The sequence below is a fragment of the Curtobacterium sp. VKM Ac-1395 genome (assembly GCF_015350975.1).
Lineage (GTDB): Bacteria > Actinomycetota > Actinomycetes > Actinomycetales > Microbacteriaceae > Curtobacterium.
In genome coordinates, this window is record NZ_JADKRX010000012.1 from 1 (window position 1) to 19,196 (window position 19,196).

The window sequence follows — 19,196 nt, forward strand, 5'->3', positions numbered from 1 at the left end:
ACCGGTCTGCTGGTGCCCGGTCCCGCGTCGGTGCCCCCCACCGACGCGGGGCCTCTCCCCCGGCTCCCACCGGCGGGCGAGGGGCGATCCCCCTCGCGCTCCCCCGCACTTGCATAGTGCTATCACTCTGAAAGTGATGTGGCAGCAGGCCGGAAGCGGAGCGATAGCAGCAGGGCACGGTCAGCCGGGGCTGACCGGAGGGGCCGGCACGGAGGCCGGCGCTGTCTCCGTCTGATCGGAGTCGGCTTCGCCGACCTCTTTTGATCAAGTGTTTTTTCCCCTTGCTGGCCGGTCATCGTAGTTCGCTCCGTGCCTACGTTCCGGGCTTTCGCGGCATATCCTCCTCCGCTGCGCTCCGTCCGGTATTCCACGACCCTGCACTTCGGCACTCCCGCTCTCAATCGATTCTCTTGCCAGCAAGGGCAAAAAAATGTTGGGCGAACAGGAGAGAGACATGGCTCAGACCATCAGCACGATCGTTACCCGGGTCACCAAGGACAACGACGGCCACCAGCGCCGTATGCGCCAGTTGGGCGACCGGGAAGCCGAGTTGCAGACCTACGCGCGGGTGGGGTACTCGCTCGCACACACCGCCGTGATCGAGACGGCCGAGGACGCGACGTTCATCGACACCCTGACCAAGAACAACGACTAGCCACCAGTCCACCCGGCGGGGCGGCGAAGGTCGCCCCGCCACCACTGAAGGAGAGAGCAGTGACCAACACCATCCAGGACGTGCTGCGCCGAGAGCTCGTGCGCTACCTCGTCAGCAAGGCCATCACCTGCGCCTACACCGGGCGGGCGCTCGACGTGCGGACGTGCGTCGTCATCAACGGCACCGACGGAGATCCCGCCATCGTGATCAGCCCCGAGGCGTACGACGCCATGACCCAAGACACCCGCGACGCCCTCACCGAGCGCGGGTTCACCATCACCGACCCGCGGACGGAGGCCGGAGCATGACCGCCCACCGCATGATCCAAGTCCACCCGGACGGGCGCGTGCTCGACGCCCCGCTCCCCGGAAAGGAGACCCTGGACGGGCTGTACACGGCCATCGGGTGCCGCGCGTTCGACGTCGTCCGCCTCGAGGACGCCATCGACATGTGGGTGGACGACGAGGGCCTGATCAACGGCTCCGACTTCAACCTCTCCGCGACCATCATCGCGAACCGGCTCGGTCACCCCGGAACCGTGCTCTTCGGCTCCGCCGTCATCGCAGGCGGCAACGAGGAAGGCGACACGATCGGACTCACAGAATCGCAGGCCGCCGCGGTCCTCCGAACGCTGGCACCCCAGGCCGACGACGGCATCGCCGACACCATCCGTCGCGCCCTCGTCGGGGCCTACCCCTTCCGAGCCTGACCACGCGGGGGCCCTTCCACGGAGGGCCCCCGCACTATCGGAGTGATAGCACTCAGATAGCACCCTGGAAGTCCCGGAGCCCCACCCCGCCGCCCGGCGGGGTGAGGGGGCTCCCCCTCACACTCCCCCAGAACGGACCCACCATGTTCATCCACTACGAACGCCCCGACGCTCTCGACCCGAATACCCTCGACCCCCACGCGCCCCTCTCCGACGCGGCCCGGGAGTCGAACCAGTGCGGCGCAGAACTCACCATCGACGGCCGCGAGTGGTACTGCACCCGCGACCGCCGGCACGACCCCAAGCAGCACCACGCCCACTACGGCAGGAACGGCGACGGACCCCTCGACGCCGTCGGCGCCGCGTGGGACGCCGACGACACCGGCCTGTGGTTGAACTTCACCAGCAACGACCGCAGCACCGTCCGCGTCGCCCTGGCCGACGCGCTCGCTCGCCTCGACAGCGTCGAGCACCCCAACGAGCTGATCGGCGAACTCGTCGGCGGTGGCCCCGGGGGAGACGACGCCGCCGTGTTCTGCGACGAGGGCACTGTCCGCATGACACTTTCGGAATAGCATCACAACACTATTGAAGTGATAGCACTTTGAGACTAGGATGAAAGCATGATCATTGTCGTAGGAAGCCAGAAGGGCGGGCCCGGGAAGACGACCATCGTCACCAACCTCGCCGTCGCCCTCGCCGCACAAGGTAAGGACGTGGTCGCCGTCGACGGCGACCCGCAGCGCTCTCTCTCGCGCTGGCACGCCGACCGCATCGAGGCAGGGCACAGCCCCGCCGTCGCCGCGGTGGAGAAGCTGGGTAACCTCTACTCCACCCTCACCGACCTCGACGGCCGGTACGACGTTGTCCTCGTCGACGTCGCCGGGAACGACTCGAAGGAGATGCGGACGGCCATGACCGCCGCGCACCAGATGATCGTCACCGTCCGGCCCTCGCAGCTCGACCTCGACACGCTCCCGCACATGTCGGAGCTGATCGAGCAGGCGCAGGATCTCAACCCCGAGCTGGTCGTCCGTGGACTCATCACGCAGGCTCCGACGAACCCGAACGGGTCCGAGAAGACCGACGCGGGGGAGTACCTGGCGGACTACCCGCTCATCGTGCCCATGGAAACCGTTGTGTACGAGCGGAAGGCATACCGCGACGTCATCGGTGAAGGCCGCGGAGTGGTCGAGTGGACCAACCCAAAGGCCCGCGCCGAGATTCAGGAACTCGCCGGAGAGGTGACCGCGTCATGACCATCAAGAAGCGCACCCCGCAGAGCGCCGAAGAGCGCGCCGCCGCGATCGCCGCCTTCGGCGACGGGGCAACCCCGCAGACTACCGAGCCCGAGGCGGCACCCGCCGCCGCAGCTCCCACGACCCCGCGGAAGACGGCCCCAGCCAAGGCGCGCGTCCCGCGCGCCGCCGCCGAGCCCACGGGCGACGTTCCCACGACCTCGCTCGTGCGCTGGGGCGACGAAGACCTGCCGCGCGCCATCCAGCGGATCGCCGCGGCCGAGGATCGCAGCTTCCACAAGACGATGCTGCAACTGCTGCGCCGGGGCGTCGACGACTACAACGCGAACGACTGACACGCTAGCGGGCTGATATCAGGGTGATATCAGACCGGTAGCAGAGTGACACCAGGGAAGGGGGACCCGTGAACGCACAGATCGAGCACACCGCCACGGGCGGCGTGCAGCACGATCCGGCACGGAGGCCGAACCGCGGGGGAGCCGCTACGCGGCACAGCCTTGATCGTTTCTTTGACCTTTCCGGTGGGTCGATCATAGATCGCTCCACGCCTGCGACCAGGGCTTTCGCGGCATATCCTCCCTCGCTGCGCTCCGTCCGGTATTCCACGGTCCCTGGTCTTCGGCGCTCCCGCTCTCAATTGATCCCCATGCCGGAAGGCAAAGAAAAACGGTTGATCGGGAGGGGTCTGAGGATCATGAGCAACGTCATCGTGTACAGCAAGAGCGGGTGCGTCCAGTGCACCGCGACCTACCGAGCACTCGACGCGAAGGGCGTCACGTACGCCGTGGTCGACCTCGAGCAGGAACCGGGAGAGACAGTCGAGCAGTTCAAGGCCCGCGGACTCCTGCAGGCGCCCATCGTCACCACCGACACCGACGAGTGGGCCGGATTCCGACCCGACAAGATCGCGGCCCTCGCCGCCTGAGAAGGGACACCCCATGGCTCAACTCACCTACCGCTACTACACGCTCCGCACCGTCGTGCCGAAGAAGACCACCGCCAGCGAGGAGAGCCGGAAGCTCGACCAGCGCAGCATCGACCTCACCGCCATCGGGGAAGACGGCTACGACCTCGTCAGCACCATCACCCTCGACCAAGAGGACGGCGTCACGCTCATCGTCGACACGTTCAAGCGGCCCGAGCTCTAGACCACACCACCACCGGCATCACCAACCGAAGGAGAACACCATGTCCACACGCACCATCACCGGCAACCTCGCCGCAGACCCCGAGATCGTCCAGGCCGGCAGCATCAGCATCACCAAGTTCCGCGTCATCGAGAACACGGGGGAGTACCGCAGCGGCAAGTACGTCGAGCACGACACCCCCACGACTCACTTCGTCGAAGCGAAGTTCGAGCTGGGCGAGAACACGGCGGCGACACTGCACCGAGGAGATCCCGTGATCGTCACCGGCCGGGAGCACACCAACAGTTGGGGACCCGACGACAACCGCAGCTACGGCCGCGTCATCGACGCCGACACCGTCGGAGTCGACCTCAACCGCGCCGTGGCGCAAATCCGCCGCACCACCAAGACCGACGACGAGAAGTAGGCGACCATGACCAACAGCAACCAGCCCGAGTACACGTCCACCACTAAAGAGTTCCGCGCCGAAGACATCACCCCGTTCATCGGGCAAAAGGTGGTCGTCGCAATCACCCCAGTTCCCGACACGGGATTCGCGCCGGAGCCGACCGTAGCCGCCGGCATCATCGCGGGTGCGTACCAGGATCAAGCCTCGCAGTCAGGCCTGGCACCGCTCATTTACTTCGAGCACGGGTTCAAGATCCCCGTCAACCAGAGCCGGCCTGGCACCGTCATCACGATCGCCCTGGTCGTGGTGGACGGCCGTGTCTGAGACCCCCGACGAACGGCGCGCCGTGGTGCGTTCCGCCGCCGACGCGGCGGACGCCCTCGGCGCGTTCGTGGGCATGACCCGGCTCGAAACGGTGCGAGGCCATTCGGCCCGTCCCAGGAAGGACGCAACATGATCCCCGCCAGCGACGGAACGATCTTCGACGGCCGAGACGTGGGGGAGCGCGCTGCCATCGCCGCAGAACGTGCTCTCACCATCAGCCCCGAGCTCGGCTACGGACTGCACGACGTCATCGCCAACGACGACGCCCTGGCATCAGCTCTCGCCTCACCCATCGCCGTCCGGCTCCTGCTGCAAGGCACCATCGACGGCGTCCGCTCCGCACTCGTCGGCGAGCCCCGACAGAAGGCCGTCATCGAGGCAGTTGCAACAGTGGCGGTCCCGCCGGCGCCCGGGGGCACCCTCACCGACGCGGACATGCGCCGCGCTCACACGTGGATCACCGGCGCCATGGGGCGGCCCGTGGCCGCCGTCGGACGACACGTCGACTCCACCCGTGGCCTCCTCGACTACGACACCGTCGCGGACGACCCGCTCCGCGCCTCCGCGATGATGATCGCCCTCGTCTCCGTCGCCGACGCGATCCTCGCCGCCGCACGCGCCGGAGGCACACCCGACGTACCCTGACTTCTCGGACGGGCCACTCTCTCCGGCCCGCTCCGAGTACCGCCGCAGCCACTCTCTCCGGCCGCGGCCGCGCAACCCCCGCCCACTCTCTCCGGGCGGGGGTTTTCGCGATCCACCCGCACCCCACCTCGAGGTGGCACGATGCCGGTATGGACAACGACGCAGCCGGCGACACCACAGCGGCGCAGCGCGCCACCGCCAGCCGTGTCCGCCGCGCCCGCGGCATGTTCATTGGCTCCTGGGCATGGCTCGGCGCCATGGTCCTACTCGTCGCACGCGGGCAGGGTTGGTGGGACATCGGCACCGCCGGAGCCGGCATGTCTGCCAGCGGCGCCGCTGCGCTGTACTGGGGCCTCTGCACTGCATGCTGGATCGCCACCATTGCCTTCTTCTGGCCCCAACTCCGCATGTGGTCCACGGCCCCACATGCGCGCGTCACCGATCGAGAGATCCGACACTTCTACAACCAGGAAACCCACCGTGACGCAAATTGATCCAATGTTGCTCAGTTTTTGAACACGCCGGGTTAGGGTCGTCTCATGACCAAGACGACGACCACCCTCGAAAAGCGGTTCCCGCTCACCGGCCGACCTGGACTGCTGTTAGAGCACTTGATTAGTTGGGGAACGCACGGCTTGACGATTTCCGAGGCAGCCCGGGCCACAGGCTTGTCCGTGGCCACGGCCCGCCGGGCCCTGATCACGTTGGAGGAGGCCGGGCTTACCGACACTCGTCTCGCTGACGGGCGGATCATCTTCGACAACAGCGCCCCTCATGCGGCCATCGTCCGCGATGCCGTGCAGACCGCATCGGGTGACGTGTACCCGAGAAAAGGGCACCCGGGTATCACCGCCCACGAGACCGCAGCCCGCTACCGCGCGCCGCGACTCGAAATCCAAGACGCCCTCATTCAGACCCTCGTGCCCGACCCCGTACAACGCCTCTGGGAGCGCGGAGATCCCGACCACGAATTCATTCGCACCGAAGGACCCACCACGTTTGAGGCGCGAGCGTTCGCACTTCGCATCCGGCGGAGCATGGGGCCCGCCGTGCAGATGCTCAAGAATCCCCACCAGGCCGCCTACTCGGCGTGGAAGGTCGAGGAAGACCGCGCCACGATCCACCGGCTGCTGCACATCGGCGAAGGAACCAGGGCAGCCCTGGACGCGCTTGAACATGGCTTGATGTCCGACGGTGTCGTAGAGACACCGATCCACGGCGTCTACTGGGCGCACGCCACCTACGCCCTCGCCGCCGAAACGCGCCTGGTCGCAGACCGAGCGCTCGAATTCTTCGACCTCGCAACCTCGCTGCAATCCGAGCAGAAGTTGACCCGCGACATCGAGAGGGAAGCAACTCAGCTCGACCGACAAATCGAGAAAGGCACCCCCGAAGCCGTTCTCCATGTTCTGCGAGGCAAGCTCCAAGACAAACGGGATCTTCTCGCCGGCCACCAGCGATTCCGCATCCAGCGCCACGGGCGCACGCTCGACGGGTACTCCGCGGCAAGAATGCTCTACGGGCTCCTCGAGCAGTACTACGCACTCATCGCTCCGCTCGCCATCGCCGCAGCGGAACACCCGGCGTTCCAGACGTGGCAGAACATGTGGAACGCCTTCGTGGACACCGGCGAGCGACTAGGGAAGCCCGGAACGCGCACCGACAGTGAGGAGTGGTTGGAGAAGTACCCCCTCGTCAACCCGGGTGCGACGACTCTCGCCAGACACCAGATGAGGATCGACGAGGCCGCGGCAAGCGATCCGACCTCCTAGAGAGGGTTCCGTGCGCTCCTACCGGTCGCCGTCGCCGCTCTTCCGCAGCAGCTTGAAGTAGCGAGACACCACGCTTTTGCTAATCCCCAGTTGGTCGGCGGTCGCGCGCACGGTCATGCCGCGCTCGAGGCTGGCCTTCGCGCCGCTCAGCAGCTCCCGCTCTCGCTCAAAGGTCTCCCGGGGCACCGGCCGGAGGGCCGACTGTGTACCAGGGACCCGTTTCTCCGCCGCAGCGGGAAAACCGGGAGGCTGCCGGGGTGGATACGGCGGGAACACGAGGACCCCGGCGAACGGTCGGGGAGGGCGCTTGGAGGCGTCCCCGGTTCTGTACTGAGTCATGCGGGTCACCGACATTCCGGCCAGCGTCGCAAGCGACTGCCGCGGAATGCCGGCAGCGTAGCCCGCCGCCAGTGCCGCCGCGAGCTCGTCGACGAGAGCAGCTTCCCGCACACGCGCCGCGTGGAGATCCCGAGCCAACGCGTGGACACGTTGCGCGGCTTCCCGCTGCACGTCCTCACTCACCGGGACTCGTCTCGACGGTCCCGCCGGCCCAGTCGTACTCGCCCACGGCGTCAGCGTTGCGCTCGACGCGATCGCAGAACGCGACCGCTGCCGCGATCGACGGGGCCTCGCCGAGCCACTGGCGATCGCGGATCGCGAGCCCGGGCCCGTAGATGTGGACCGTCTCGGCCTCGTGCGTGCCAGGTCGCCACACGACCTTGAACCACGCCAATGCCGCCGCGGATTCCGATCCGACCGGCCTGATCCGTGCGACCTCCGTGTCCTCGAATGCAAGTTGGTAGGCCGTCATCCAGCAAGCCTGACACGGTCGTGATGACGGTGGCCCGCCGTACGCTCCCGCCGTGGGAGTTCAAGGTCCAGGGGAGAGCGTCGACAAGTTCCTCCGTCGACCGATCCCCTCTCACCCGCTGGCCGTTCCGCCGGCTGCCGGCACCTTCGGTGTCTGGCAGATCAGGAGGGTCCGAGAGTCGCCGATCGGCTATGTCCTCTCCCGCAACGAGGCCGGCGTCACGGTCTACCACTGCTACGCCCACGGCCGCGACAACGCCGGAGGCCGCCCGTGGCTACGCACCACGGACTCGCTCAACAGCGCCGTCGCGTGGATGATCCAGAACGAGGACGAGCTGAGCGTCTTGCAGCAACAGCTTCATCCCGAGCCCGACGCCTGGCCACGCTGACCACGCCGAGCAAGTAGGTCCGGTGTCAGCTGAATCAGGGAGCGGTGTTTCGGGCGTCGTAGAGATCGAAAAGGGCTTCAATCATGTCCAGGGCAGCGGCGTAGAACAACGCGATCGTCACCACGCTCGACGTCACGTTGTAATCGGCAGAAGTCCCGTCCGATGGGCCGACTTGTTTCCGTTCGAGGACGGCGATCATCATGCTCGAATTCCCGTGGGCGACTCCGCTCGCCATCTGCCACAACGCCAGCGGGGGAAAGATCAGCTTCGGCACCAGCTCCGCGACGGACGTCAGTCGATCTGTCACTGATGTCATCGGCTTGAGAGGTTTCCCCCTGAGGCCGTCCCGGGCGTCCATTTGCTCCCGGAGCCGGCCGAGCATCCGTTCGAACCCCGGATCGGTTTTTCCCAGCCCCGTTTGCACGGAGCGCACCTGCCGCCGGTTGTCGTAGGTCAGGCGCATGGAGCGCATCAGCCGCTCGTCTCTCGACTGGGGTTGCAGTAGCCACAGACCGGTTCCTGCCGCCTCGTAGGCGGTGCGAATGAGCGTGAACGATGACATGGCCAGGATCATCCCGTTGCTCTGTTCCACGCTCACCACGAGCGCGTGCAGGTGGTCGAGAGCTACGCCGAGGATGTTGCGAACGACGTCCGGGACCGGGTTGTACGTCGCTGCATCTCGGTCTCCGGCTAATGACGATCCGGCCGTGACGCTAAGGCTCTCGGCCCTCTCGGCGACGCGCTCGTAGCGTCGGAAATGACGCCGCAAGATATCCATCCCAAGTTGGGCCTGTGCATCGGATTCTTGATTGTCGTGATCGGTCACGTCACGACTCTGCCATGCAAACACCCGGGGAGAGGCGCTGGGTTGCCTATCGGAGAGAACTACCAAACACTAGGAACATGACCGATCCCCAAATCTCAGAGCTGGCACTCAAGGCGTATTCAGCGGCCCAGGATCACCGTGACAAACTCGCAACGGTGCACTGGGCGGAGCAGCAAGCCTTGCAGGGAAAACTGATCCGTCTGGTGGGGAGCTCGCTCACTCAGGAGGCGGCCGCGATGCTCTTCGGTGCATCGAACGACCCGCGCGCACAGGCCCTCCACTGGCGGGTGCTGGAAGAGGAAAACTCCGACTGGGATCTCGTCGACACAGGGGACCGCGTCGCGGCAAAGCAGGTCGGCACCGGCAAGCCCAGCAACAGCTACCTAGTCGGGGCCGACCTTGGCGAGGGCGTCACTCTCATCGCTGGGCTCACGGTCCCTGAGTTCTCCGTCCGGTCGTGGTTCCAAGTGCAGGTTGACGACGGCCCCGTGCTGCCTGTCAAGGACCTTGCGGAGGTCGGCGGTGCCATCGCAGCGGCCCGCGACGCAAGCGCCTCGGCCCAGGCGTGAACACGCGATGGCCGCTCCGTCGTGTGACCACATGACCACCCCAACCCGCCCCCGTGAGCTCGTCAACGTCCTCGTCGACGTCGACGCCAACGGCATCGTCGCCACGTTCGACCTCGGCGACCCCTTCCCGGCCGAGCCCGTCGCGGAGTGGTTCACCTACGGCATCGCGCTCGGCGACGACCGCGGCGCCCTCGTCAAGCACTTCGCCGTCCGGTTCTCGCCCACGCAAACCGCCGCGTTCATCTTTGATTTCGCCAGCTCCACCCAGGCCAACTACGACGCGAGTCACGTCGACGACAAGGGCACGTCCGTCGTCGTTCGGTTCCCGGACTCGTCGCTCGGCACCGACGCCGTCGAGAGCATCACCGGATTCGGCACCGTCAACGGAGAAGACGTCTCGGTCGACGTCCCCGTGCAGCTCCTCAACTAAGGTCGGCAATAGCACCCTTGCGCGCAAGGGTAGTCTTGCGTTACCGTTTTGCCATGTCCGAAGAAACCATGGCCGGGATCGTCTCGCACTACCGGCCGCACGACGCGGCCGCGACCGCCCAACGACTCACGGCACACGACGTCAGCATCGCGAATCTGCTGGACGCCATCGACCTCGATCCAGAGCGCGCCACGGAGGTGCTTTCCCTCGAGGCGCTAGCCGCCAATCCCGTCGAGCTCAGCACGGAAACGCTAATGCGGATCTCCCTCCTCGCCGAGGAACGAGCTGCCGTGCTGCGCCATGAGGTCGCGTCCGCCACACGGGTGCGCTACGCGGCTCTGCGCGCGGCTGCCGAGCGGGAGTCCATCGTCGCGATCGCACGACGACTCGGAATCAGTCGCCAAGCCGTATCCCAAATCGTCAACGGTTCAGAAGCAACTCAACTCACCGCCGGGGCACTGACCTGGCTTGCACGTCGCCTCAAGGGGGAACGATGACCGCTGTAGCAACTCATCCCATGACCACCGGAGGCCGGCGCGAATACCTCGCAGGCCGCGCTCTGGAAACGGCCGCACTTCTTGTCATCGGCGTCGCGTCCGTGGTGTTCAGCACCGTGGGCATGACCCCCGGCGAGACGGGTGCCTTCATCCTCAACGCCGCAGGAATCGCCGAACTCGTCGGGGTCGCCGCGATCATCGCCGCGACCATCTTGCAACGCCGCGCATGGCACTGGGTTGTAGGCGGCGCCGCAAAGAACCGCGCGCCAGAGCCGCGCTGGCTGTCCTGGGGCATCTTCGCGATCCACAGTCTCCTGATCGTGGCCTTCTGCTGGGCGCTGATCGCTTGGGTCCAGTACCCCGCCCTACTCGCGTTCGACGCACTTCTGTTCTTCATCATGGCCGGGGTCTGCGCCGCCGGATTCGCTCTGCGGGAGGGTCGCAGCCGCGCCAAGTTGGGCATCCTCCTACTTCTCGCCGCCGCTGCGGCGTCGGCCCTCGCTGTGCAGGGAGGCGGGGTCGGCACCGTAAACGGAGTCGCAGCGATCATCGCGGGAGTTGCCCTTGGCATAGGCGTGTACGCGTTCAGGCGTGGATCTCGGACGTACGAATGGACACGGAGGATCGCGCGATAACGATCGTTTCTGCCGGCGGTGGAGCAGCCCGCCGAGATCCCCGGATTTCCGGCGCTGTCGGTTCGTCAAAACTCATCGTCAAAACTTCCGCCCGCAAAACCTCGGACCTACCGTTTTTGCCGCCTATCCGGTAGAATTGAAGCTCGACGGGGGAGGACCCACCATGGCAACTACGACCACCACGCAGCTCACCAAAACCGAGCGTGCCCGCCGGCAGCAGATCGTCGACGAGACTCGCACGTCGACGGCGCTCGAGGGTGGCCGGGCTTCGGATGCCGTGCACGGTCTTCAGGACCAGTGGGTCCGTGGCGAGCTCACTCGCCAGGAGATGAGCGCCGAAGTGCGTCGCCTGCACCCCTCGACCGCCGACCGCTGAAGAGCCGTGGCTGATTCCGATCGCCCCTGGCAGACGGGGGCGACCGAAGCTGAACGGTGGGACGGGTACCTCGACCTCCGCACCGGCATGCTCCGCACACTCTCTGCCGAGCCGATCGCCACGGCCGAGAAGTTGCGCGAGTTCGAGGACGGGCGCGTGGAAGACCGCCGGATCGAATTTCTGGATGAACCCTTCCAGGGCGACTTCGACCTCCCGCACTTGCAGGCGATCCACCGTCACCTGTTCCAGGACGTCTACCCGTGGGCGGGCGAGATCCGGACGGTCGGGATTTCCAAGGGTGGGCAGGGGTTCTTGCCGCCAGAGCATGTCGGGTTCGTCGTTGACGGAGCTGCGCGACTGATGCGTGATGATGGAATGCTCCGACCTGGCATGGAAACGGACAAGTGGTCGAGCCTCCTCGCCGAACGTTTCAACGACGTCAACGAGGCCCACCCATTTCGCGAGGGCAACGGTCGCACGCAGCGGCTCTACTTCGACCAGGTCGCCGAGGCCGGCGGCAAGACAATCCACTGGAACGTCCTCACCAAGGAGCAGAACATCGCTGTGTCGCACGCTGCTCGGGACGGTGACCTTGCCCCGCTGCGCGAGGCATTGAGTGTCATGGTCACCGACCGGATGGACCCCCTCGCGCTGCAACGCGCCAAGCAGGCCGCCGAGGCCATGCGTGCCAGCTCCGCAACACGGAGCGGGCCGTCGCAGGCGCGTGGAGCAGGCGCCGGCGAGCGGGCCTACTACGGCCGTGACGGCCGCACGAACGGCCCCGGCACCACCGGGCCACGACGTGACGGGTACGGCCGCTGATGGCGATCGTCGGATACGCCCGAGTGTCGACCCTTGACCAGGTCCTCCACTCGCAGATCGACGAGCTCACCGCCGCCGGCGCCGGGCGGATCTTCACCGACCACGCCTCCGGCAAGCTCGACGCCCGCCCCGGCCTGACAGCCGCGCTCGACTACCTCCGGGACCACGAGGGCGACGTCCTCATGGTCACTCGGATCGACCGGCTCGGCCGATCCGTGCAACACCTCGTGCGCGTCGTCGACGACCTCAAGGAGCGCGGCATTCAGTTCCGGTCGTTGCACGAGGGAATCGACACCACGACCGCCGGCGGCGAGATGTTCTTCGTCATCTTCGCCGCCATCGGACAGTTCTCCGGGCGGCTGATCAGCGAACGCACCCACGAAGGCTTGGCCGCTGCCCGGGCCCGAGGCCGCCTCGGCGGCAGGCCCCGGTCGATGACAGACGAACGAGTGAAGACCGCCCTCGAGCTGCGAGCCAAGGGAAGTACGTTCGACCAGATCGGCCAAATCCTCGGCGTCAGCGCGTCTACTGTGTCGCGCGCGATCCTCCAAGCGCAGGACGCATAACGCAGGACGGCCGGAGCCCGAAGGCCCCGGCCGCAACGACAGCGCTCTACCGCGATTGATCGGTCGAGCGTGTCTGGTCGGTCGCAGCCGGCGGCCGGTAGGGACGTGCAGACGCACTGGCTGACGAGCGCCCCGTGCCCCTCTGAGCGTCGAGACCACGCCGGGCCATCTCAGCTCTCTCTTGCATGGCGGGAGAGAGCGGAGCGACGCTCGGCCGGTCGGTCGACAGCGACGCTGCGGCGCGTTCCTCTGCGGTCCTGTCGATGCCGATGAGGCCGGCTTCCGCGGACTGCCTTGCTGCCCAGGTGTAGCCGAATGAGGCCTCTTGGGGATTGACGGCGTGGATCGATCCGACGGTGTCGCGGGAGTACTGGTGGTCCTCGACCGCCTCGAGAAGCGCGTCCATCGCGACACCCGACTTCGACCACCGGCCAGCGAGGTAGGAAGCACGCTCGAACGCGTCCTCGACCTCCGGCGACAGAGGCCGGAACGCGGCGAGATCAGAGCCCTCGTCGCCGCCGAGCTCGTTGTCCAGGAAGGCGCCCAACTGGTCGAGCTCTTGGTAAGCGCCCACCTTCGCGGTGGCGACGTCCGCTGCCACATCGAGGCGCTGGGCCGGCCCCCCATCCGACCACTCTTGGCCGGACTTCATCCGCTCGTCGTAACCCTTCATGTAGGCGCTCTCCTGACGCTGCGCGAGTGCAGCTCGGGACGCGGGCGCTTGCTCTCTAGCGGCTTGGATCTCGTTCTCGTTCATGGTGTGTCCTCCCCTTAGTGGTTTCATTCTGACTCTGTGGAACTGGTTCTCACCAGGTGACGCGGTGCGGGCGTCGCCGCCAGCAGGTGCAGTCGCGGTGGTCGAATGCGGCCCGATAGAGCCGGTCAGCTTCGTGGTCGAGCTGGTCGACTTCGCCCTGTCGGGCGGCGTAGCCCACGTGGAACCCCAGCTCGTAGATGACGCGCTCCCGTTCGGTGAGCTCCCACAGGTGAACGTCGTTGATCGGATCGTTCTCCGGGCTGTAGGTGGCCGGCGGAGAGTCCGCGGGGGAGTGCGTCATCGTCATCACCGCACCCGCTGGCCCTTCCACGCGGCGACGTCGGCGGGTGCGTACCGTACGACGCGAGGCGTCAGAGCGAATCCGACCGGGCCGAGACCGGCGGTCGTCATCGCGTGGAGCTCGCTGACGGTGACGCCGATCGCACGGGCCGCCTGAGCCTCGTTCAAAAGACCCCTAACCGTCGGCTCCCGGTGCAGCGGCTCGAGCATCAGTAGGGGCTGCTGGGCGCCGGTCATGACACCACCGCCGCTAGGGCTGCGATCTTGTCGGGACGGAAGTCCGTCCAGTGATCGTCGCCACTTTCAATCACGGGTGTGTGCGCGTACCCGAGGTCTTGAACGTGCGCCAACGCCTCCGGCGAGGCGGCCACGTCGACGTACTCGTACTCGACACCCGCCCGGTCCAGCGACGCCTTCACGGCCACGCACGGACCGCAACCGGGCTGTCCATACAGAACCACTTTGTGTGTGCTCATCAGATCCACTCCCTCTCGTTCTTTTGCCTGTGAAGGCACGTAGTGCCGATCAGGGAGAAGGGCAGAGGGCAACCCCTTGGGGCGGGTGGCTGAGAAGTTTGGGGCGAAATAAGGGAGCTTGCGACCGCGTCCCAAAGTTCTGAGACGCCCGGCGGCTTGCCGCTTGCGCTCTGACCGCCGACCGTACAATCGCCGCAGGCTTCACAGGCAAAAGAACGAATTCGGCCGGCGAAGCCGGCTCCTCCCGGAGCGCAGCGACTCCGCTCCGCGGTGCTCTGGTCGTGACGTCTGTCGCTGTCACTCACCGCGCACAGAGAAGTGCCCCGCCGACAAGAACTCGACGGGGCACTCGTGACACTCTGGTGTCCGGGCTACTCGCTCTCGGTCGTGGTCATGGGAGCCGACGCCGGTCGTCGCGTGCGACGCTTCGCGGTCGCTGCACCGGGCGCACGCGCGCCCGTCTGCCGCAGCTCCTTGTCGGACCAGCCGGCCTTGAGGGCTGCGTCCCACGCGCGCGTGTGACGGTCACGCGCCGCCGCGGCGTCGCGCTCCTTGGCGTCGGCATCGTTGGCCGCCTCGGCGACTTCACGAACGGCGTTGACACGCTCGTTCACGTTCGCCTCTAGCAGTCGCCTCGCCGCGTCGGCGGCATCCTCTGGGGTCACAATCGCATCGCTCATGTGACCAGCCTACGGCGACACACCCTCAGGAGACCAGCCCCTTCGGTACCGCCGTCCCGGCTAGGCCCATTTCGCCTTTGGCTCCATCGGGGCGGAGTCCCAACGGAGCAAGCTATAGAGTTAGGTGCCCTAACTCGCTTGGCCTCTGGACGCTGCGCGTCTTCGGCGGCATACTTGACGTATGAAGCCCCGGTTTCCGGGGTCGCTGCGCTGGGCTAGGAGGTGCGTCATGTCGGAGCCGAACGAACGAAACCTGTTCGGTCGTCAGCGGCGTGCGAACGCGGCCGGGGGGCCGCGTCAGAAGCGTTACACCGTGAAGGTGACGCCGCAGGAGGACGTGCAGCTCGCGGCTCGTGCCATCGCTCGGAGCGTGACCGTGCCACGTCTCATGGTCGAGTCGGCGATGAACACGCACATCGAGACCGACACCGATCGCAAGGAAGCGATCGCGGAGCTCTTCGCGGTTCGCCGGTTGCTCGCGAACGTCGCGAACAACGTCAACCAGCTCGCCCGGTTCGCGAACGAGGAGAAGGCCTTCCCTGACGACGCGAAGGCGATCGTGCAGGAGTACCGGGTCCTCGTTCCTCGGATCAGCGCGGCCATCGAGCGGCTGGCCGAGTCATGATGCCGAACATCACCCGCGGCGATCGCATGGGTGGGCTCATGGTCTACCTCGCCGGGGAGGGTCGGTCGAACGAGCACGAGGATCAGCACCTCGTGGCCGGCGACCCGGCAATCATGGCCATGTACGGCGACGACGTCCTCGACCGCGACACTGCACTCGCGATCGCACGCGACCTCGACGAGCCGCACCGCGTGTTCGGTACGGAGGTCACGCAGCTCAAGACCATCACCGACCCGGAGACGGGAGCGGTTCACAAGGAGCGCGTTGACGCTCACGTGTGGCACGCGTCGTTGTCGTTGAAGGCCGAGGAGGGTCAGCTTTCCGACGAGCAGTGGAACGCGATCGCGACCGACTTTGTCGATGCGATGGAGTTCACCGAGGCCGGGTCCGGTCGGTCGCCGGCCCGGTGGGTTGCGGTGCGTCACGGCCTGTCGACGAACGGCAACGACCACATTCACATTGCCGTGTCTCTCGTGCGCGAGGATGGCACGAAGGTGAACGTCCACCGCGATCGTCAGCGGTCCCAGGACATTGCCCGCGACCTCGAGGTCAAGTACCGGCTGCAACTCACCACGTCTCGCCTGGCAGCCTCGACCGAGCGTGGCGAGAAGCCGTCGGAGCGCAGCATCGCCGAGCGCGCCGGGTCGGCCGAGGTGAAGGCACGTCGCCTCGAGCGGGGTGTCCGTGCCGCGTCGGGAGCGGCGCAGACCGAGGGCGAGTTTGTCCGTCGACTGCACCAGCTCGGCATCATCGCCAAGCCCCGCTTTGCCGCCGGTCGTGACGACGTTGTCGCCGGGTACTCGGTCGCGATCCGCCCGGTGAAGGGCGAGCCGATCGTCTGGCACGGCGGTGGTCGACTGGCGCGCGACCTGACGTTGCAGCGCCTCCGGGAAGGGTGGGAGGACAGCCCCCAGGCGGCGTCCGAGGGTGCCGCCGAGTGGCAGGCCACCTGGCGGAACCCGGTTCGGTACAAGCCCGTCCACCCCGGCGCCGAGCTGCGCGAACCGACACCGGAAATGTGGCAGGACTACACCGCCAACGTGACTGAGCTCCGCCGTCAGTTGCGCGACGTCCCGAAGGACGATCGGGCAACGTGGGCGATCGTCGCCAAGGAGACCAGCGCCGCCTTCGCGGCATGGTCCGAGCGTGTCGAGGAGACGCCCGGACCGCTGGCCGATGCGTCGCGTGTGCTCGCCCGGAGTGCGCAGATCCGCAAGCACCAGGTGAAGCCCAAGCCGTCCGGCATGGCCTCCGCGTCGGGTGCGGCGATGCTGCTCATGATGGCGACAAAGGGCGGGAAGGGCACGATGGCCGAGGCCATCCTGCTCCGCCAGCTCGTCTCCACTACCCGCGCGCTGTTCGAGTCGCACAACGCCATCCAAGACGCCCGCCAAGCGCAGCAGATCTCGCAGGCGATGGGCTCCAAGCTCGACGCGCTCCGGGCTCGGCTGCCCGAGCTGCCTGTCGCGCCGGGCCGTGCCGCGCCCGATCGGAACGTGCCCGCACCGGCGAATGAGACTGACGCCGAGCTGGCCGTGCGTCTCCTGCAAGCCCAACGAGGCAAGGCACCCAGGACGCCGAGCAGTCCCGTGCCGAACCGGATCGAACCGGCGCGACCGGTCACACCAACCATCCGTCCAGACCGCGACGGACACGAGAGATAGGGGATCACATGAGCGACGTGGGGAACGTACATTCTGGCGAGGTCGAGGGCGAGCTCGAGGGGGTCCTTCGGACCCTTGTCGCGTCCGCCGGGCGCATCGGTGAGACCATCGCCCGTGCGCGGGAGGAAGCCGCACGACGGGCTGAGGCGGAGAGCACGCAGCGGGCCCGAGAGTTGCAGGCCCAGTACGAGCAGGAACGGGTGCTGGCGCGCGCTCAGGTGCAGCCGGTCAACGAGCCGGCGTGGTGGGACCGCGCTTCGGCCGAGGACATTGCGCACGCCTACGAGACCACGGCGGCGTGGAAGGACGACGACCCGAACCTCGCGGCCGCGCACGCGAAGATGGGCGACGAGCTCCGCGAACGGTACGGGCTCGACGTCAACGACCTCGGCGCCGACCCGGACCGGGTCGCCGACGTTCTGCGAGAGCGCGAGGCCGACGGTGAGGTCATCGACGTGCAGGGATCGACGCCCGAGGAACGTCGCGAGGCTGACACCCTCCTCAATGCCGCCGACCGTCACGACCAGGCCGCCGAGGCTGCCCGCGGTGACGTGGAACGAGCTCAAGGTGTCGGTCCGAACGGCGAGATCGGGGCCGACTACGTCGACCCCTATCCCGAGCCGGAACGGCTCGACCCGAACGCGGAGCGCACGATCACGTTGACCCTCAACGAGTACGAGGCCGAGCGGATTGACAAGTTCCTCGCCTCGGCCGAGTTCATGAGCCGGGGCCTGCCGGACGAGTCCGACGTGGACCGCGACGATGACCGGTCGTGGGACCAGATCGTCAACGACACCCGCGACAGCCACGACAGTTCCGTGGGGATGCGCGATCGCCTCGCAGACGCACGCACCGCCGCGCAGACGACGGCGACGACGGAGCAGTCCGCCGGCGACCAGGACCGTGCCGCCGGAGAGGCGACGTGGGACAGCGCCGACCGACGCGACACCCACGCCGAGGCGATGGCCGCGCAAGGGGTCGACGCGGTCGCGATCCAGGCGCAGTACGGCTCCGACGTGTCCAACGCGAAGCACCCGCGCGCGGCCGTGGCAAGCACCCGGGGCGCAGCCAAGGCACGGAAGGCCGCGACGAAGGCGATGGGCGCCACTCGCGAGCGTGGCGAGCGGGGCCGCTGATGAGTGTCGTCCTCGACGATTTCATTCGCGCTGTGGGCGGGCCCGACGAGGCCTACGTCGCGCAGTGGCCACGAGCAGAGTGGCAAGCTGCGTTCGCCGTTTACAACGCGTTCAGCGGCGGTCCCGAGCAGTACACGCTCGCACCTTCCGCCGGTATGCCCGAATGGCTCAGGGCTCTCGTCGAAGGTCGTGCGACGCCGGCGACCGACGTGCCGGCACCGACCCTCTGCACGCTCTGGACGGAGACGCTGGACTGGTTCGAGGTGGCTGCCGAACACCCTGACGACTTGGTGCTCGAGGTGTCGTGCCCGGTCGACGGCCAGCAGGTGACCTCGAGCCAGCTGCGCGCCGCATGGACGGCGGTTCGCGAAGCGAACGGGGTGCCCGTCACGGCCGTTCACCTCGTGCCGCATATCCAGGGCGAGGACCCTCGCGTCATGGTCACCGTCGAGGCCTTCTACGCGATCGACCCCGCGGGATCTACCGCGGCGTCTGCCGCTGAGGCCGCATTCGGGTGGGCAGGTGGAGAGCCTTACTGGTTCCACGACCCGATGGAAGTTGTCCGAGGCGCGGGGCTCACCGCCGGTCACGTCACCGCGTGGGAGTGGCTGAGCTGACGCCCACGGGTCCACACAACGAAGGACGCCGCCCCTGTGGGGCGGCGTCCTTCTTGTTCGTGGTGCCTCGTCGGCACCGGGAGAGCCGATCGTGGCACACCTGCCGGCGTGCTGTTGCTCC

Annotated in this window: 33 protein-coding genes; 25 read left to right on the forward strand and 8 right to left on the reverse strand. The window is 67.2% G+C overall.

Going from position 1 to position 19,196, the window contains the following annotated elements; translation table 11 throughout:
* Positions 1-454 precede the first annotated feature (454 nt).
* The 13 genes from ITJ68_RS18365 (at position 455) to ITJ68_RS19260 (ending at position 6,900) form a co-directional block, all read left to right on the forward strand.
* Positions 455-655, forward strand: coding sequence for a hypothetical protein (locus ITJ68_RS18365; protein WP_194663539.1), 201 nt, complete (start codon positions 455-457; stop codon positions 653-655).
* 59 nt (positions 656-714) lie between these two features.
* Positions 715-963: a hypothetical protein gene (locus tag ITJ68_RS18370; protein ID WP_194663540.1), complete on the forward strand. Its 249-nt coding sequence runs from the start codon at positions 715-717 to the stop codon at positions 961-963.
* On the forward strand, positions 960-1,364 hold the full coding sequence (locus ITJ68_RS18375) for a DUF3846 domain-containing protein (RefSeq protein ID WP_194663541.1): 405 nt from the start codon (positions 960-962) through the stop codon (positions 1,362-1,364). Before ITJ68_RS18370 ends, ITJ68_RS18375 begins: the two co-directional genes overlap by 4 nt.
* A gap of 143 nt (positions 1,365-1,507) precedes the next feature.
* The gene (locus ITJ68_RS18380) at positions 1,508-1,939 is read left to right on the forward strand and encodes a hypothetical protein (protein WP_194663543.1); all 432 of its coding nucleotides are present in this window, start codon (positions 1,508-1,510) and stop codon (positions 1,937-1,939) included.
* A gap of 48 nt (positions 1,940-1,987) precedes the next feature.
* Positions 1,988-2,623 carry an AAA family ATPase gene (locus ITJ68_RS18385; RefSeq protein WP_194663545.1) on the forward strand — a complete coding sequence of 212 codons (636 nt, stop codon included), beginning with the start codon at positions 1,988-1,990 and terminating at the stop codon, positions 2,621-2,623.
* The gene (locus ITJ68_RS18390; protein ID WP_194663547.1) at positions 2,620-2,958 is read left to right on the forward strand and encodes a hypothetical protein; all 339 of its coding nucleotides are present in this window, start codon (positions 2,620-2,622) and stop codon (positions 2,956-2,958) included. The genes ITJ68_RS18385 and ITJ68_RS18390 overlap by 4 nt, the downstream gene beginning before the upstream one ends.
* 359 nt (positions 2,959-3,317) lie before the next feature.
* Complete coding sequence (locus ITJ68_RS18395; RefSeq protein ID WP_194663548.1) at positions 3,318-3,548, forward strand: glutaredoxin domain-containing protein; 231 nt, start codon at positions 3,318-3,320, stop codon at positions 3,546-3,548.
* 13 nt (positions 3,549-3,561) lie between these two features.
* Positions 3,562-3,771, forward strand: coding sequence for a hypothetical protein (locus ITJ68_RS18400; protein WP_194663549.1), 210 nt, complete (start codon positions 3,562-3,564; stop codon positions 3,769-3,771).
* A 40-nt stretch (positions 3,772-3,811) separates the two neighbouring features.
* Positions 3,812-4,177, forward strand: a complete 366-nt coding sequence (locus ITJ68_RS18405; protein WP_194663550.1) for a single-stranded DNA-binding protein — start codon at positions 3,812-3,814, stop codon at positions 4,175-4,177.
* A 6-nt stretch (positions 4,178-4,183) separates the two neighbouring features.
* Positions 4,184-4,483, forward strand: a complete 300-nt coding sequence (locus ITJ68_RS18410) for a hypothetical protein (protein ID WP_194663551.1) — start codon at positions 4,184-4,186, stop codon at positions 4,481-4,483.
* 129 nt (positions 4,484-4,612) lie between these two features.
* Positions 4,613-5,128, forward strand: a complete 516-nt coding sequence (locus ITJ68_RS18415) for a hypothetical protein (RefSeq protein WP_194663552.1) — start codon at positions 4,613-4,615, stop codon at positions 5,126-5,128.
* Positions 5,129-5,277: 149 nt separating this feature from the next.
* Complete coding sequence (locus tag ITJ68_RS18420) at positions 5,278-5,622, forward strand: hypothetical protein (RefSeq protein WP_194663553.1); 345 nt, start codon at positions 5,278-5,280, stop codon at positions 5,620-5,622.
* Between the two features lie 45 nt (positions 5,623-5,667).
* On the forward strand, positions 5,668-6,900 hold the full coding sequence (locus ITJ68_RS19260) for a helix-turn-helix domain-containing protein (RefSeq protein WP_228506111.1): 1,233 nt from the start codon (positions 5,668-5,670) through the stop codon (positions 6,898-6,900).
* Between the two features lie 18 nt (positions 6,901-6,918).
* On the opposite strand, the gene ITJ68_RS18430 is transcribed toward ITJ68_RS19260, so the two are convergent.
* Both ITJ68_RS18430 and ITJ68_RS18435 read right to left on the reverse strand, forming a co-directional pair.
* Entirely contained in the window at positions 6,919-7,422 is a 504-nt protein-coding gene (locus ITJ68_RS18430) for a helix-turn-helix domain-containing protein (RefSeq protein WP_194663554.1), read from the reverse strand.
* A complete protein-coding gene (locus ITJ68_RS18435) occupies positions 7,415-7,711 on the reverse strand; it encodes a hypothetical protein (RefSeq protein WP_194663555.1) in 297 nt (98 codons plus the stop codon). The genes ITJ68_RS18430 and ITJ68_RS18435 overlap by 8 nt, the downstream gene beginning before the upstream one ends.
* 52 nt (positions 7,712-7,763) lie before the next feature.
* Between ITJ68_RS18435 and ITJ68_RS18440 the strand changes: the two genes are divergently transcribed.
* Positions 7,764-8,099, forward strand: a complete 336-nt coding sequence (locus tag ITJ68_RS18440; RefSeq protein WP_194663557.1) for a hypothetical protein — start codon at positions 7,764-7,766, stop codon at positions 8,097-8,099.
* 34 nt (positions 8,100-8,133) lie between these two features.
* Here ITJ68_RS18440 and ITJ68_RS18445 read toward each other — a convergent pair whose 3' ends face one another.
* A complete protein-coding gene (locus ITJ68_RS18445; RefSeq protein ID WP_194663559.1) occupies positions 8,134-8,925 on the reverse strand; it encodes a hypothetical protein in 792 nt (263 codons plus the stop codon).
* Between the two features lie 77 nt (positions 8,926-9,002).
* Here ITJ68_RS18445 and ITJ68_RS18450 point away from each other — a divergent pair, with 77 nt between their 5' ends.
* From ITJ68_RS18450 to ITJ68_RS18480, 7 genes are all read left to right on the forward strand, one after another.
* A complete protein-coding gene (locus ITJ68_RS18450; protein ID WP_194663561.1) occupies positions 9,003-9,494 on the forward strand; it encodes a hypothetical protein in 492 nt (163 codons plus the stop codon).
* Positions 9,495-9,525: 31 nt separating this feature from the next.
* A complete protein-coding gene (locus ITJ68_RS18455) occupies positions 9,526-9,924 on the forward strand; it encodes a hypothetical protein (RefSeq protein ID WP_194663563.1) in 399 nt (132 codons plus the stop codon).
* A gap of 53 nt (positions 9,925-9,977) precedes the next feature.
* Positions 9,978-10,421 carry a helix-turn-helix domain-containing protein gene (locus ITJ68_RS18460; protein WP_194663565.1) on the forward strand — a complete coding sequence of 148 codons (444 nt, stop codon included), beginning with the start codon at positions 9,978-9,980 and terminating at the stop codon, positions 10,419-10,421.
* Between the two features lie 20 nt (positions 10,422-10,441).
* Entirely contained in the window at positions 10,442-11,056 is a 615-nt protein-coding gene (locus tag ITJ68_RS18465; protein WP_194663567.1) for a hypothetical protein, read from the forward strand.
* 163 nt (positions 11,057-11,219) lie between these two features.
* The gene (locus ITJ68_RS18470) at positions 11,220-11,432 is read left to right on the forward strand and encodes an antitoxin VbhA family protein (protein WP_194663569.1); all 213 of its coding nucleotides are present in this window, start codon (positions 11,220-11,222) and stop codon (positions 11,430-11,432) included.
* Between the two features lie 6 nt (positions 11,433-11,438).
* A complete protein-coding gene (locus ITJ68_RS18475) occupies positions 11,439-12,254 on the forward strand; it encodes a Fic/DOC family protein (protein WP_194663570.1) in 816 nt (271 codons plus the stop codon).
* Positions 12,254-12,820 carry a recombinase family protein gene (locus ITJ68_RS18480; RefSeq protein ID WP_194663572.1) on the forward strand — a complete coding sequence of 189 codons (567 nt, stop codon included), beginning with the start codon at positions 12,254-12,256 and terminating at the stop codon, positions 12,818-12,820. Before ITJ68_RS18475 ends, ITJ68_RS18480 begins: the two co-directional genes overlap by 1 nt.
* Positions 12,821-12,866: 46 nt before the next feature.
* Here the strand turns inward: ITJ68_RS18480 and ITJ68_RS18485 are convergent, their stop codons facing one another.
* The 5 genes from ITJ68_RS18485 to ITJ68_RS18505 form a co-directional block, all read right to left on the reverse strand.
* Entirely contained in the window at positions 12,867-13,577 is a 711-nt protein-coding gene (locus ITJ68_RS18485; RefSeq protein ID WP_194663574.1) for a hypothetical protein, read from the reverse strand.
* A 49-nt stretch (positions 13,578-13,626) separates the two neighbouring features.
* Positions 13,627-13,884, reverse strand: a complete 258-nt coding sequence (locus tag ITJ68_RS18490) for a hypothetical protein (protein WP_194663576.1) — start codon at positions 13,882-13,884, stop codon at positions 13,627-13,629.
* Positions 13,884-14,114 (reverse strand): helix-turn-helix transcriptional regulator, encoded by a 231-nt coding sequence (locus tag ITJ68_RS18495; RefSeq protein ID WP_194663578.1) that lies wholly within the window; start codon positions 14,112-14,114, stop codon positions 13,884-13,886. Before ITJ68_RS18495 ends, ITJ68_RS18490 begins: the two co-directional genes overlap by 1 nt.
* Positions 14,111-14,353, reverse strand: coding sequence for a glutaredoxin family protein (locus ITJ68_RS18500; RefSeq protein ID WP_194663613.1), 243 nt, complete (start codon positions 14,351-14,353; stop codon positions 14,111-14,113). Before ITJ68_RS18500 ends, ITJ68_RS18495 begins: the two co-directional genes overlap by 4 nt.
* A gap of 371 nt (positions 14,354-14,724) precedes the next feature.
* Positions 14,725-15,033: a hypothetical protein gene (locus ITJ68_RS18505; protein ID WP_194663580.1), complete on the reverse strand. Its 309-nt coding sequence runs from the start codon at positions 15,031-15,033 to the stop codon at positions 14,725-14,727.
* A 229-nt stretch (positions 15,034-15,262) separates the two neighbouring features.
* Between ITJ68_RS18505 and ITJ68_RS18510 the strand changes: the two genes are divergently transcribed.
* The 4 genes from ITJ68_RS18510 (at position 15,263) to ITJ68_RS18525 (ending at position 19,075) form a co-directional block, all read left to right on the forward strand.
* The gene (locus ITJ68_RS18510; RefSeq protein WP_416354662.1) at positions 15,263-15,658 is read left to right on the forward strand and encodes a plasmid mobilization protein; all 396 of its coding nucleotides are present in this window, start codon (positions 15,263-15,265) and stop codon (positions 15,656-15,658) included.
* 92 nt (positions 15,659-15,750) lie between these two features.
* On the forward strand, positions 15,751-17,322 hold the full coding sequence (locus ITJ68_RS18515; RefSeq protein WP_323743377.1) for a relaxase/mobilization nuclease domain-containing protein: 1,572 nt from the start codon (positions 15,751-15,753) through the stop codon (positions 17,320-17,322).
* 8 nt (positions 17,323-17,330) lie between these two features.
* Positions 17,331-18,458 carry a hypothetical protein gene (locus tag ITJ68_RS18520; protein WP_194663585.1) on the forward strand — a complete coding sequence of 376 codons (1,128 nt, stop codon included), beginning with the start codon at positions 17,331-17,333 and terminating at the stop codon, positions 18,456-18,458.
* Entirely contained in the window at positions 18,458-19,075 is a 618-nt protein-coding gene (locus ITJ68_RS18525) for a hypothetical protein (RefSeq protein ID WP_194663587.1), read from the forward strand. The genes ITJ68_RS18520 and ITJ68_RS18525 overlap by 1 nt, the downstream gene beginning before the upstream one ends.
* The last annotated feature ends 121 nt before the right edge of the window (positions 19,076-19,196 follow it).

Excerpts from the sequence above, each read along its gene's own strand:
- ITJ68_RS18525 (WP_194663587.1), top strand. The coding sequence starts at position 18,458 with ATGAGTGTCGTCCTCGACGATTTCATTCGCGCTGTGGGCGGGCCCGAC.
- ITJ68_RS18490 (WP_194663576.1), bottom strand. The coding sequence starts at position 13,884 with ATGACGATGACGCACTCCCCCGCGGACTCTCCGCCGGCCACCTACAGC.
- ITJ68_RS18420 (WP_194663553.1), top strand. The coding sequence starts at position 5,278 with ATGGACAACGACGCAGCCGGCGACACCACAGCGGCGCAGCGCGCCACC.
- ITJ68_RS18390 (WP_194663547.1), top strand. The coding sequence starts at position 2,620 with ATGACCATCAAGAAGCGCACCCCGCAGAGCGCCGAAGAGCGCGCCGCC.
- ITJ68_RS18365 (WP_194663539.1), top strand. The coding sequence starts at position 455 with ATGGCTCAGACCATCAGCACGATCGTTACCCGGGTCACCAAGGACAAC.
- ITJ68_RS18415 (WP_194663552.1), top strand. The coding sequence starts at position 4,613 with ATGATCCCCGCCAGCGACGGAACGATCTTCGACGGCCGAGACGTGGGG.
- ITJ68_RS18480 (WP_194663572.1), top strand. The coding sequence starts at position 12,254 with ATGGCGATCGTCGGATACGCCCGAGTGTCGACCCTTGACCAGGTCCTC.
- ITJ68_RS18400 (WP_194663549.1), top strand. The coding sequence starts at position 3,562 with ATGGCTCAACTCACCTACCGCTACTACACGCTCCGCACCGTCGTGCCG.
- ITJ68_RS18460 (WP_194663565.1), top strand. The coding sequence starts at position 9,978 with ATGTCCGAAGAAACCATGGCCGGGATCGTCTCGCACTACCGGCCGCAC.
- ITJ68_RS18435 (WP_194663555.1), bottom strand. The coding sequence starts at position 7,711 with ATGACGGCCTACCAACTTGCATTCGAGGACACGGAGGTCGCACGGATC.
- ITJ68_RS18520 (WP_194663585.1), top strand. The coding sequence starts at position 17,331 with ATGAGCGACGTGGGGAACGTACATTCTGGCGAGGTCGAGGGCGAGCTC.
- ITJ68_RS18405 (WP_194663550.1), top strand. The coding sequence starts at position 3,812 with ATGTCCACACGCACCATCACCGGCAACCTCGCCGCAGACCCCGAGATC.
- ITJ68_RS18455 (WP_194663563.1), top strand. The coding sequence starts at position 9,526 with ATGACCACCCCAACCCGCCCCCGTGAGCTCGTCAACGTCCTCGTCGAC.
- ITJ68_RS18500 (WP_194663613.1), bottom strand. The coding sequence starts at position 14,353 with ATGAGCACACACAAAGTGGTTCTGTATGGACAGCCCGGTTGCGGTCCG.
- ITJ68_RS18410 (WP_194663551.1), top strand. The coding sequence starts at position 4,184 with ATGACCAACAGCAACCAGCCCGAGTACACGTCCACCACTAAAGAGTTC.
- ITJ68_RS18380 (WP_194663543.1), top strand. The coding sequence starts at position 1,508 with ATGTTCATCCACTACGAACGCCCCGACGCTCTCGACCCGAATACCCTC.
- ITJ68_RS18510 (WP_416354662.1), top strand. The coding sequence starts at position 15,263 with ATGTCGGAGCCGAACGAACGAAACCTGTTCGGTCGTCAGCGGCGTGCG.
- ITJ68_RS18450 (WP_194663561.1), top strand. The coding sequence starts at position 9,003 with ATGACCGATCCCCAAATCTCAGAGCTGGCACTCAAGGCGTATTCAGCG.
- ITJ68_RS18485 (WP_194663574.1), bottom strand. The coding sequence starts at position 13,577 with ATGAACGAGAACGAGATCCAAGCCGCTAGAGAGCAAGCGCCCGCGTCC.
- ITJ68_RS18465 (WP_194663567.1), top strand. The coding sequence starts at position 10,442 with ATGACCACCGGAGGCCGGCGCGAATACCTCGCAGGCCGCGCTCTGGAA.
- ITJ68_RS18470 (WP_194663569.1), top strand. The coding sequence starts at position 11,220 with ATGGCAACTACGACCACCACGCAGCTCACCAAAACCGAGCGTGCCCGC.
- ITJ68_RS18385 (WP_194663545.1), top strand. The coding sequence starts at position 1,988 with ATGATCATTGTCGTAGGAAGCCAGAAGGGCGGGCCCGGGAAGACGACC.
- ITJ68_RS18395 (WP_194663548.1), top strand. The coding sequence starts at position 3,318 with ATGAGCAACGTCATCGTGTACAGCAAGAGCGGGTGCGTCCAGTGCACC.
- ITJ68_RS18505 (WP_194663580.1), bottom strand. The coding sequence starts at position 15,033 with ATGAGCGATGCGATTGTGACCCCAGAGGATGCCGCCGACGCGGCGAGG.
- ITJ68_RS19260 (WP_228506111.1), top strand. The coding sequence starts at position 5,668 with ATGACCAAGACGACGACCACCCTCGAAAAGCGGTTCCCGCTCACCGGC.
- ITJ68_RS18375 (WP_194663541.1), top strand. The coding sequence starts at position 960 with ATGACCGCCCACCGCATGATCCAAGTCCACCCGGACGGGCGCGTGCTC.
- ITJ68_RS18495 (WP_194663578.1), bottom strand. The coding sequence starts at position 14,114 with ATGACCGGCGCCCAGCAGCCCCTACTGATGCTCGAGCCGCTGCACCGG.